This window comes from Pirellulaceae bacterium, from assembly GCA_029243025.1.
Classification (GTDB): Bacteria; Planctomycetota; Planctomycetia; order Pirellulales; family Pirellulaceae.
Genome location: JAQWSU010000053.1, coordinates 115,662 through 128,209, shown reverse-complemented (window position 1 = coordinate 128,209; position 12,548 = coordinate 115,662). Strand labels below are relative to the sequence as shown.

The window sequence follows — 12,548 nt, the reverse complement described above, 5'->3', positions numbered from 1 at the left end:
CCCCTCTCCACCATCGAACTTCTAAGTACGCGACAAGTACCCAATTGAAAAGCCGCGATCGTGAAAGACGATCGCGGCTTTGAACGCGATTATCACCAAGCGAATTCTAGTCGCTCACACGTGTAAAAACCGGTGCGAATTTAGCCCAGCCAGGCGTATCCTTCCGATTCGCCATCTTCACATCAGAAAACTTTTGAGTCATCTTATCGCCCTTGATCACTCGGGTCATAATGCCACTGGCATGATTTCCGTCCATCGCCCCTTGAAAGCGAGTCACCATCGTCACCTCATCATTATCCGTTGTCAACGAAAGCATTTCGGATTGCCAACGAAGGCCGTTCGCCCCCAAGCCATGAAAAGCTACCGTTTCGTTCACAGGATCCCAGCACATCACAAAAGTTCCATTTTTCTCTGAAGTCCCATCGGCCTTTCGCTGTATCTCTTCTGCAAACAAGGCGCGACCATCCAGCCCGAGTGTTCCCTTGATGATCATCGAATCCCCGGTTGGCAATTTCATTTCCCAGGTGCCGGTCATATCGAAAACATCCGTCACCTCAGCCAAACGATTCAATCGCGTTTTGTGAATCGTCCAAGGCTTTCCACCTTCGGCCTTTTGCCATCGCATGGAGCGTTCATTCTGGGTTTTAGCCGATCGCTCAATGATGTATTCGGTGGTTACCCCTCGACTTGTCTCGATATGCTTCCATCTTTCCTTGCCGTTTGCTTTGTCAATTCCAATCAGAGTCGACGTTCCGGAAAAAAAATCACTCCCATTATCAAGCCCGTACACGGTAATCTTCACTTGGTCTGACTCGTCATCCCAAAAGAAACGTCCGCCTCCGGTCGAGAACACTTTCCCATCCTTGGTTTTCATTAAGTGCTGCTGCTGAATTTCACTCCCCTCATCTCCAATCTCCAGCTTTTCGGTCGAGGTATATTCAACACCTGCAGGAATGCCGACCCACATTTCCTCTGTCTTGCCATGCCCGACCCAGGTCCCCAAGACAATCGTATTGTCAAGATATTCGGACCACGAAGCAGGAGCGATAAATTCTGCATCGGAGTTGGAATCCTCAGCAACGGCGGGGAGATGGAAACAAACAACATTTAACCAGGCGAATAGAAGAATGAAATAGAATATCGTTCGCACGCTTTTTGCTCCTAATAATTTGTTGTCAAAAACCAATTCTCGCTCTCCCGTTTTTCATCCCCTGTACTTGGCAGAAAACATTTCATGCACAAAACGGATTGAAAGCGAAGCACAGAAAAGAAGAAAAATCAGGCAAGGGCGATGCATTACACCTCGCTTGCCCTGAATCGGATCAAGCCACTATCGCCCCACCTAAACTGCAGTTCAAACAGACAAGCAATTCGCTACAGTCGTGGGACATCTTGTGCGGTCGACTTATCGACCACGACTGAGTCGACTTCTCAAATCGCGTAATCGAGAGCCGAATCGCCTGGACGATGTTGTCGGTTGACTCGAAGACTTCAACTCCGTATCGGCAGTCGCATCATCAGATGGCGCCGCAGATGTTTGCTTGTTGTCCGACGAATCGTCGTCCGAGGAGGAATCACCTTTGGAGTAAATCAGGAACTTATTGGGCTCACCTGAAACATTGTGAAAAATGCCTCGCATTTGCTCATACCATTTTCCATCGTGCATCTCATAAATTCCATTCCAAGTACCGTTGGGATGATGAGTCGAGAAATGCTTGATTCCACCCTTGACCGCGATCGACATCGGACTGGTGCCTTCGCGAACTAATTTACCCTCAGCGTTGTAATTCTGCAGCGTCTCTGAATAAGGTGCGATAATTTTGACGCGGTAAGATCCATCGTCATAAGTATGGGTCCAGGAACCTTGAATTTCTTCCCATGCCTTGGCTTCTGCGGACTCACTTCGATCTGTTCGATAAACAACGTCGAACCGCACGGGCTCCATTTTCCGTAGTTCCATCACCTTTTCGTAGCTCATATCTTCAGGGAGCTTAGGAGCATTTGCGTTGATCTTTTCTCGTTGGGCTTCAGACAGTTCGGGAACATCTCGACGGAAAATATTCACGACTCGGTACGGTGCAGGATTCGTCTTACCACTCGACATGAGTTTCTGCTGAAGTCTCCAGCCGAGAAAGCGAGGAATGTTATCAACGTCATACTGTTTAATAGGCTGAAAAATATCCTTTTCCATGGCAACATACTCGGCATCCTTCCCTTCAGCCGGATACATGTAGTCCATGGAAAACGAAACATCCTCTGCACGAGGTTCCTTGTCGTCACCTAATTCCCTTCCGGATTTTTCGAGCTGGTCAACGGTGTAGTCCTCGAGAGACAATAACTCGCGACCAACAATCGTGCGAGTCTTACCCGTTTTCTCCATCAGCGCATCAAACTTCTCTGCGCCCATCTGTTTCTTGATCGCATCCATATCATACAAACGGTCCAAGACCTCTCGCGAATTGAGCAATGTCCAGGTGATGTACTCATATCCAAATTTATTTTCACGGGCTTTCGCCACGCCCCAACCAACGATCTTCCCCTGCGCGGCCATTACATCGTGAATTTTTTTCCAGTCAGCTTCGACCTCCAAGTACTCCTCCTCCTGACCGTCATGGACGTCCATATACCCGATCAGAATAAATTGCAGGGGCCTACGTGCCTCCTTCATACGCTCATCGAATGACCTCCCTGACTGTTGCTTCGCGTTGTCTTCTTCGCCGTTTTCCTGGGGAGCAGACAACAGGGGGCCGGTAAAGACCAGGCAAATTAGAATACCAATCAAAGTTTTTACGATTTGATTCATCTCGTTACCTTTTTCTGAAGAGAATGACAAATTGCACAATCATCGTATCGATCCGCTGCAAATCCCGAAGTTCCTGGCAGCGATTCAAGGGCATCAGCCGAGACGCACCCTCTTTTCACACTTATGCCGGCGGCGACTATCTCAACAAACCGCCCCGTCTCTAGAGCTCGTGCGAGATTCGCGAATTAACCACCCAATGATTTCTTGTTTTTTCTTTTTCCGCACGAATCACGGTTGATCAGGGGTTCAAAACGAGTCGACCTGCCTGCGCCGAGTATGATTGGGAAACATTAAAATTCAGAATTAGGATCGCAGCATCGGAAATGCACACCTGAGAACTCCGGTTTCCGATAGGCAACGATTTCCGATAGAGAGTCAGCTGAGATCATGGCATCCAGGCTGCACTTCGAACGATCCTCGGCGAATGAATAGGGCAACGCGATGCATCAGCGATCCTTTCCAACAACCGACGTGATTTTCAACCTACAGCTCAACAAGCTTTCGCCTTGGGCTCACATCCTCTTGTGGGGCCTCTTCCTGGTGCCCACCAACAGCCCCGCTCAACTGACGTTTGACAAGCAACTGGGACATTACAAAGATCTTTCCTACGCAGCTCTGTCAGAGGAAGGACTGAGCTGGGAACAACGGGCCAGCCTGTTTGGTGGAGAAACGGCGCACTACGAGGAACTGTCGGATTCAGAACGAAAGACAAAAACTGACGATTTGCAAGTTTTGTTGGCTAGGATCGAGGAACGTGAAAACCAGCGGTGGGCCGATCCGAAATTGCTTTCACGAGTCGAAGAGGAAGTTCGAAATTGGCTGAATCAACAAGCAGCGATCGAGATCGCCAACTCATACGTCGGCGCCGACGTCCAACGCCTCAGAACAACCACCGTTGGCCTATTACGAGGCTACGAAATCTTCGGCGATCAAAACTACTTGAAGTCAGCGTTAAGGTCAGCAGACGTAATCCTCAAAGCTCAATGGGCACAAGGGCATTGGCCTTGGGGCGACCTGAGCGCTGATTTCGTCCGGATCCAAGACGGTTTCAACAACGAACCATTTTGGATCATGCTCTATGCTCATAAAGTGAGCGGCGACCCAAAATACCTGTCTTCCGCGCGTCGATGCGCTGATTTATTGCTCAGATTGCAACGGAACAACGGTGGCTGGCCTGATCAATGGTCGTTCAGCGGAAAAGGATCAGGACATACAGGGGTCCGAGACGGTGTCTCCTTTAATGACAACGCCACGAACTCATGCTTTCAAATGATGATCATGATGTATCATCTGACTGGCGACAGGAAATACATCGCCAAATTAAATCGCTTGGGAGATTTCATCGCGGAGGCCAACTTGGGCGAGGGAGATGTTGTCGGTTGGTGCGAACAATATCATGACAATGGCACGCCAGTCCGAGCGCGCCAATATGAAATTGAATTACCTTACCCACGAGCCTTCACGCGGGGTGTTGGCCCGCTGCTAATCTGGCTCTATTTGATCGACGGGAACGAATCCCACATGGATTTATTGCGTCGTGCCTACGCTTGGCACGAACACGTCCGTCAACAGGAAATCGCCCCCCAAGTGCTAGGCCACTGGCGTGCGATGAGCGAAGCCTGGACACCCTCCCATCACATCTTGTCTGAAAATTTCTTGATGGAATATCAACCGGGTTGGCCCGATGCGTGGCTGCCAGACGGTTCGAACTGGGGACGGGTACTCAGCTTCAAATTAATGGCTTGGAACCCCCTGACCGTCGAGCAGAAAAACAAATATGGCAAGTTGATCGATCACGACTGGCCTCCCGTATCAAGATTAGCAGAGCTGGCGACATCGCGTCAGAATCCGCCTCGCGATTACAACATGTACGTCTTTTGCCATTCGGGCATGGGCAATTCACTATCTGAAATTCGACGTGCGTTACTTGAACACAAGCGAGGCGGTCGCGCATCACTTCAGAAATACTACTCGAACACCACCCGTTATACGCCTGACCAGTACCTGCAAGCCCGCATTGATGCGGCACATCGCGTCTTGGACTTGCGCAACCGACGCTTGGCCTACCCGTACTTAGGGCGACCGGGCTATAGCGGTATCTCGACAATGTCAGATTTCAGATTCATAGGTTCGAAGGGGCGTTGGTACGGCAACCGCAATTCAAAATGGGGGCAAGCCTTTCAACAGGTATATCCTTCAAATAACGTGGTCTGGTATCAGTGGCAACTCGTCTACGACGCAAAGTTAGCGCGTGGGGAAATCAGCCCTGATGCCGCGGCCCGAGGCGGACGCGGCCTCGAATCCGTTGCCACTCAAACTCATCTTGATTCCTGGGATGTGCTCGGTGAATGGGGAATGGCTTGCCATGAATTGGAAAACCACTTTGACTTGAGAGTTAAGAGCCAGCAAAACAGCTCCCCGCCTCTTCAACCTTAAAGACTACGCAACACTTGGGCTGATGAATCGAGAACCCCTTTCAACGCCTGACAACCCAAGGCGATATCCTTCCCAATCGTGATGACATTATTCCGGCTGCAAAAGGCGATGCACGGCTTGCGCCGATTCGTTCTCACCAATTGCCAAGCGTTGACACGCTCCACAATTAACAAGAGGTTGCAATACCTCGAGTATTGCAAGCACCGATGCTGATTTGGTGGGAACAACTTGAGACAGTAGGATCTCGATCGCTTCTTGTTTCTTGAGTGGCGAGATCGCCGATGTCTCTGTAGTTCGCTCAAGCCACAACATCCTGGAGACGGGCTTCCTTTCGGCGTACCCCACCATTCCCGCTGTTTTTCGACTAATGACCAGTCGGTGCTCCTCGTGCAGCCGACCTTCCACATAGTCATCTTTCGAAATCCGGTTTTGGGCGGCCGTCGTAAGCGAATCGAAGCTTAGTCGAGGCTTCAACGTCTTCGGAAAGGGAATCACCGTTCTCTGCTCACAATCAATCGCAATCCAGTCATCTCCGATCAGGGGAATCCCCGCCAACCAGGCTGTCAGCGCGAAAAGTGATTTCCCGGCGCGTGGCTCTCCAACGAAGAGGACAGCCTGATCGTCAATACAGATCGCACCCGAGTGCAAAACGAGATGGCGAGTCTTTCTCAGGAAACTCGCGCTGACGAATGTCAAGATTGCGACAAGGCAATCCTGGGAGTTTTCGCAGTGACGCTGCCTACCAGCAAATGAAACATCAAAACCGCCGGAACTTAGAACTTCAACTTCGACATCACTCTCGCCAGCCACGCGACAGGCGACGGGAACGATATCCAGGTAGAAGCCTACGCGTTCCGCAAACTGCTGCACGCTCACGGAAAGGAAAACAACCGAATCTTCCCATTCAAAGGCAAAGTTCATCGGTTGTTTCGACGCCCCCATTCTCAATAAGAATCATCGTTTTTTTATCTCAAACGCCAAACCCAAAAAACGGCCTTCTCGCAGAGCCGCTGGGCGAGCGTGTTTTTCACCGGCTGCAACTTCACGACGGGTCTCTTCTTTCTGAAGAAAGCGATTTCCGATAAAGATAGATTGGATCAACGATGTAGGCAATGTACTTCTTCGACGCCCGGCAAAAATAATACAGCTGCCGAAAGAATTCGACATCCTGCGCCCTTCGCATCCCACTCCACCGAACATGGTCAATCACCGACCGACGAATTGAAACAGGACCGTTCGCATACCCTCCTTGCCCCTTGACCCAAGGTCGCACCGAAAACTTTTCGACGGTAATCGTGTTGGATTGCTCGAAAAACTCTGCTGCGTCAACGTTCGCAACCCAATCATGCACAACGCCCAAAGCATTTGGGCGGGAAGCAAACACTTGCCGAATGATTTCGACGCGTCCACGAGATGGCAAATCATCCGCATCGTTGAAAATCAAAATATCTCCGCTGCTATGCTCCGCTGCAACGTTCCGATTTTCTCCTGGAAAACGTCGTTCCTCGGAGCGAATGACTTTGACAGGAAAAGGTGTGTCATATTTTTCCGGCACGGAACAAAGCAGCGATTCAGACAGAGAAATCACCAGTTCATCAGGTGGAACGGTCTGCTTTTCATATGCGTCAATCAATTCTTCAACGAGTTCGAAATGAGGTCCATAACAAGGGACACATACTGTTGTTTTGAGCAGCTCACCCATTGCCGTGATCCTTCAAGCATCGAACTTCTTGTGCGAAGAATTTCATTTCGTGATCACGCATGAGTTGTCGTTCCACGTTCGCAAAATCGGGCGAAGCCGAAAAGAAGCGAAAACCACGAAGATCACAGGTCGCCCCCAGCCACCGTTCGGCATGAAAGTCACACCACCACTCAGCTGGCTGCCTGGCTTGCAAACTACGCCGTGGAATCCCGCGCGCCGTTCGGATCGTGCTTCCACTTATTTAATTTACGCGAAAAGCCAATCGCTGTGATCCATTATACCATTGAACGCGACCTCCCGATTGAATTTCAGATCGGTCCAAAATCCTTGGAGTTAATCGCATTGATTGCTCCAGAAAAACTCGCCCAAAGCAATCACAAACGCGTCAACTTTATTTGTTTGATTCACAGATTTCGAGAAAGCTCTCTTTGTGAAGGATAGCCAATGTTTGTGATAGGGATTCTTCCAGCTCACTTGTAGACGATTCAGGATGAGCTTCCTTCAATAGATCGAGTAGCTCCGCACGCGTAACTCGCCAAGCGAGCGCTTGCCACATGACGGCGGCGGTCGCGTTCAGCACAATGACCTTTCGAGTATCCATATGCAGCAACACGCGGTCACCGTCAAATTCCTCTTCCTCAATACGGTCACTTCTGGCAAACCGAGTTTCCGGACCAAAAGAAACTTCAGCTTCATTATCGTCCACAGTCCACTCCTCAACAATTTGATTTAGGTAACTCAAAATCCCATCACGACTCTGCCCCAGGAGCTCAGTTGGCAATGGATAATTATGATCAAACGCCCCGTGCCGCAAAACCTTTTCCACAAAACAAAGGCGTTCTTCATCGATTTCTCCCGTGACACGAAGTCCGTCTGCCAGGACCGCCAACTGAAGTGAAAGAATGAGCGGATTGCGACTCAACACTGATAGAGCGGATTCTGGGTGGCCGAGTTCACAAAGCACCGCGGCGGCAACGTGCCGTCGGTCGACATAGTTGGATGGACGCACATCAGGGTGCTCAAAACATTGCAGCCACCGTCGCACGTTTTCCTCCGACCGATTGTTACCACCTGAACTGGCCAAGACTGACATCGCCCCATGCGATGCTTCCCCTTTGTCAATTTGCTCCGTAGCGATCGTCAGATTTCGCTGATACTTTTCTGGATACGAGAGAGGATCTTCGTAACCTTCATGAATGATCAAGATCCCTGGCAAGGTTCGGGGGCAGTCATTGGCTTCACTCGTGGAGCGAAGCTGTTCGTGAATCGCGCCAACCCAGCTTACGTTGGCACTGTTTCGATGACAGCGCACTCGAGTCGTGGCCGTCAAATTCGCTTCATCACAGATACGAACCGCATGCAAGTCGCCCTGCAAGTGACTCCAATCAAGCTCAGAAAAGCTTAGAAGTATTTCGTCACTATCGATCCACAAAACAAATTCAGAATCGACTTGGGCCAGCAAACTATTGCGCGCTGCAGCGAAATCACTTTTCCATTTAATCAGGTGCTGATGCACCCCGCCGATAGATTCCAGCTCTTCCCGCTGGCCCGCGACACCAACGTGGACCTCTAATCCGAATTCCCTGACGGATTGGATAGCTCTTTTGATAGCAGGTCGTTTGTCAGCACCCAAGATACAGACGGATACGAAAGGCGACTGGGGATTACGGGAATGCTGAGTCTCCAATTCAGATCAATCACACCTTTCGCCGTTACATCCAGTTCGCCTACGACCCATCACGTTCATCGTGTTGCGACGGTCCCAGAACAACTAGGCTTCACCGAAGGCGGTACCCGACTTGAGCGCTAGAGCCGTCGCGACGGGAACCAGAACAGCAGTTTTTCGAAGATGAGCCAACAATTCGCGACGCGACTGTGCGGGTATTCGGGTATTCGGTTGCTTGGCGTTTGCCTTCCGTCCTGATTACAGTCTGCTGTCTCCAAGTCTCGTTGAGTCGACATTTTCCACAAACACCTTTGTACAAATCGGTACGATCGAACAGGTGACGGTGAAAAACGGAAAACAAAAGTAGACGCTAGGATGAACAAGGTTTGCGATTAGGAAGCAAAAGCTGTTCCGGGCTTGATGGCCAAAGCGGTAGCGATCGGTATTGCAATCGCAGCCTTCCGCAACTTGCCCAACATTTCACGTCGCGATTGCTGAGGAATTCCGCTCTCGCTAGATGACGTTGAATCAGATGAACTTGATTTCAAATTTAGTTCTTGGCGTTCAGTCATCACAATCGCAGCTCCAATTTCTTTTCTGCAGATAAAAATTTGCTCGGACTAAAAAACGACTCAGTTGGACGCACCAGTAATCGGTCACGTCGCCAGTGAGGGATTCGAACCAATTCCGAAAAATCTCCGCCCCAACACGGGGCCTAGTCTAACTTCTTGAAAGGCTAGTTTGCAAGCAGTTACTGTTGGCGTTAACCATTCTTAACTCGCTGCTGACCGTGATAAGCGATTGGTCTCGCGACGGATGACGACATTCGTGCACATCGCCGGATCCCAACCGATAATTTCGTCTCAACTTCGTTCGCCGAAGATAATATCCGAAGCTGATTCGAACGGCTTAGCGCCAAAAACTTGATCGTCAAAAGGGCCTAGCCAAAAAGCATTTAGTAATCACTAGTAGGGAAATGCCGTTTCCGTCTTGAGCGCCAACGCCGTCGCAATGGGAACTGCGATTGCAGCCTTGCGAAGCTTGCCCAACAATTCGCGACGCGACTGTTCGGGTATCTGACTTACCGAGTTGTGCTCTGCCGCATCGTGGGAATCCGACTGGCGATTTAACTCTGGGTTTTCTGACATCGAAATTCTTTCTCCAGCTTTTCGTAATGAGCGTATTGTTGAAAACGATGCGAATAACAACGGTGCAAAAACGACACAAGACAAAACCGAACCCAGGCAGAAGCTCGATCACTGCTTTTGATTCTTCTACCTAAATCACATTTTCATCAATCAAACGATCACACCGAATAGCTTCCGTGACTTGTTAGCATACCCGCTCTCAATAGCCAGTTTCAAACCTTTTCCAAGATCGTTGATAGCTTTCGGAAAAGCCCATATCTCCTAGGAAATCCGTAGCGATTCGCGTTTCAGGTCGTTTGAGACCATTCACCTACGAACCATTCATCCTGACAAATAGGGTCAACCCCCGACTGCTGCAGATGCATCCCTTCCAATGAATGGTTGATCAACAATCTTCGTCATTCAAACGCTTCAGCGAAGTATGCCGCCAAAAATACATCGAAATGGATTGAAAGAGATGGGGAAAAAGATCGCGATAGCGATGAATGTGCCAAACTTTCAGCAAGAACGAGGGAAAATACCCGACCTTCCAGCAAAGATTTCGATCGGGATGATAGCGAGACAACTGACACCAGCGTCCCACCAACGTGAATTTGTAATTCTTATCGCGAAGTCGAATGCCATATTCAACGCGTTCACGATAGGAAACAGACGTGTTGGCTAGACGTTCACGAAATGCTGCTGGAATCGATACTTCCAAAACTTCATCAATCGCCTGCAAGGCACGTTGCAGGATCAATACAAAGGATCTTGTCTTGGCCTCGGCCAACAAACGATCCCAGTCAATCTGGCTGTCGGATTTTCTCATCACAGCCACCGCATCGGGAATCCAGCGAGTAGTCGGAGCTCCGTTGCGCATCGAGCCATGCACACAGATATGCAAAAGCATATCGGTGGGTGACGGGATCCAAACCCTCTGACCATAACACTTCAGCGAAGTCGCTTGGTCCCAGAAAACAAGATCGGCATCAGGAAAGCAGCAATCGTGCAAGAGATGCCAATGCAGGTCGCATTTGTCATCATTCTCATTAACCAAATTCACACCGGGCATGGTATCGGTCGCAATCTCCGATTCCTTGCCAGTCAGTGCCTCACAAAATTCCCATTGATGGTTCTGCAGTAAACTCAGCGCTTGATCGCCTTGCACCGTGGGCACCAAAATGTCGAAATCCCCCATAGGACGAAGTCCAAGTTCGTCGTAGTAGGCGAGGATCAACGCAGCCCCTTTAAGTGCCATACAGGGAATCCCAGCATCACCGAGCACCCCCACCACGCTTGCCATCACGCGAATTCGATCTCGATTCACCAACTGACAGAGGTGGCCACGATGGTCCAACTGCTGAGGCCATGAGTATTGCGTCTCGGCGCGTTTCAGATTGCTGTGAATGAGTGGCAGCAGATCACGAGTTTTTTCATCAATCGATGCGAAACCATAGTCAGCAATCCATTCCTGCCACGCGGCAACCGCGTCCTCGTTGGCACACAGCGCCGACCGCAACAAAAGCCGATGGGAACTCTCGATGAGTGTAATTTCTGGGTGCATCGTAATCGCGCATTTGTTTCTGAGGAGGTCGAACGACACCAAGCGTTCTCAGAGCACTAGATTAATCGAAAGACCGGGCCCAATGCTATTACGAACTCAATTGTTTGCTGCAAACGGTTTGGTCTACCCGTAGGCCATGGCAGTTCCTTTCGGAAAACGCATCGAAAGGATTGCCTACACCTCAACGCTGTGACCTTTTTACTGGAGTCAAAAGAATGCAGTCAGCAGAACTTCTTGGGGCAACCAAGCCCAACCCTACGGCTCAACTGCCGAAAATTCGCGTCACGCGTACTTCCACTGCACGTTTCCGACTTCCATCGTCCCCCTTAGAATAGACGATTCAACATTTGCTACTAATCGGAGACACTCATGTCCGTTATCGATCAATTCTTGATGAAGCACGAAGTCGCTGTCGTCACAGGTGCCGGTGGCGGCTTAGGAAGTGAACTCGCGAAGATTCTGGCATCCGCACAGGCAATTGTCGTTCTTGTAGATCGGGATCCAACCTCGTTACAACATCTCGCAGAGGATCTTCGGAAGCAGGGACGTCAGGCGACTGCCTACGAATGTGATGTGACCGACGCCAAAGCAATTCAACAGCTGATTAACAAGATTGACAACGATCACGGACGTTTGGATGCCCTCATCAATTGCGCCGGAATTCTCGGTGCCGATGACCCTATGTTCGAGATCGAAGCGTCCGACTGGGACGCAGTCATGAACGTCAATTTGAAAGCCACCTGGCAGTTGTCTACTTATGTCACCAAGTACATGATTGGCAAGCAGATTGATGGGCGAATCGTTAACATTTCGTCATCACTTGGCGGACGGGCTCAACGAAAGCGAATTCACTACGCAACTTCCAAGGCCGGAGTAGAGCACTTAACACGAAACATGGCGATGGAACTAGTGAAAGACAATATTCGGGTCAATTGTCTGGCCCCTGGCTGGCTGGCGACCCCCATGGTGCAAGACATCTTAAACGGCCCGGAGGGTGCAACGTGGCGCAAGGCGATTCCAATGGGAAGAGCAGCTGATCCACACGAGTTGACCGGAGCGCTGTTATTACTAGCCTCGAAAGCATCTAGTTATATGACAGGAACTATTTTACGAGTGGACGGGGGCTACGCCTATCGCGGAATCGAATGTGGCGATTAAATCTTGAATGACAACGGTAAATCTTGAATGACAACGGTGCTCGTCTAGCAGCGACTCGGCTAGGGTCGGGTGAATGCAGGACAACCTTTCAG

General features: G+C 50.1%; 9 protein-coding genes. 2 read left to right on the top strand and 7 right to left on the bottom strand.

All coding sequences use genetic code 11. From position 1 onward, the window contains the following. Positions 1-106: 106 nt before the first annotated feature. Both P8N76_26100 and P8N76_26095 read right to left on the bottom strand, forming a co-directional pair. Positions 107-1,150, bottom strand: coding sequence for a hypothetical protein (locus P8N76_26100; GenBank protein MDG2385170.1), 1,044 nt, complete (start codon positions 1,148-1,150; stop codon positions 107-109). Between the two features lie 255 nt (positions 1,151-1,405). After that, positions 1,406-2,803 (bottom strand): hypothetical protein, encoded by a 1,398-nt coding sequence (locus P8N76_26095; GenBank protein MDG2385169.1) that lies wholly within the window; start codon positions 2,801-2,803, stop codon positions 1,406-1,408. A gap of 441 nt (positions 2,804-3,244) precedes the next feature. Between P8N76_26095 and P8N76_26090 the strand changes: the two genes are divergently transcribed. Then, positions 3,245-5,239, top strand: a complete 1,995-nt coding sequence (locus tag P8N76_26090; GenBank protein ID MDG2385168.1) for a pectate lyase — start codon at positions 3,245-3,247, stop codon at positions 5,237-5,239. A gap of 87 nt (positions 5,240-5,326) precedes the next feature. Here P8N76_26090 and P8N76_26085 read toward each other — a convergent pair whose 3' ends face one another. The 5 genes from P8N76_26085 to P8N76_26065 form a co-directional block, all read right to left on the bottom strand. Next, entirely contained in the window at positions 5,327-6,160 is an 834-nt protein-coding gene (locus tag P8N76_26085) for a hypothetical protein (protein ID MDG2385167.1), read from the bottom strand. A 121-nt stretch (positions 6,161-6,281) separates the two neighbouring features. Further along, positions 6,282-6,941, bottom strand: coding sequence for a glycosyltransferase family A protein (locus P8N76_26080; GenBank protein MDG2385166.1), 660 nt, complete (start codon positions 6,939-6,941; stop codon positions 6,282-6,284). A 391-nt stretch (positions 6,942-7,332) separates the two neighbouring features. Next, positions 7,333-8,457, bottom strand: coding sequence for a PqqD family peptide modification chaperone (locus P8N76_26075; GenBank protein MDG2385165.1), 1,125 nt, complete (start codon positions 8,455-8,457; stop codon positions 7,333-7,335). 1,115 nt (positions 8,458-9,572) lie between these two features. Beyond that, entirely contained in the window at positions 9,573-9,755 is a 183-nt protein-coding gene (locus P8N76_26070) for a hypothetical protein (GenBank protein ID MDG2385164.1), read from the bottom strand. Positions 9,756-10,140: 385 nt separating this feature from the next. Continuing rightward, positions 10,141-11,298, bottom strand: a complete 1,158-nt coding sequence (locus P8N76_26065) for a nucleotidyltransferase family protein (protein ID MDG2385163.1) — start codon at positions 11,296-11,298, stop codon at positions 10,141-10,143. A 369-nt stretch (positions 11,299-11,667) separates the two neighbouring features. On the opposite strand from P8N76_26065, the gene P8N76_26060 reads away from it, so the two are divergent. Then, positions 11,668-12,456 carry an SDR family NAD(P)-dependent oxidoreductase gene (locus P8N76_26060; protein MDG2385162.1) on the top strand — a complete coding sequence of 263 codons (789 nt, stop codon included), beginning with the start codon at positions 11,668-11,670 and terminating at the stop codon, positions 12,454-12,456. The last annotated feature ends 92 nt before the right edge of the window (positions 12,457-12,548 follow it).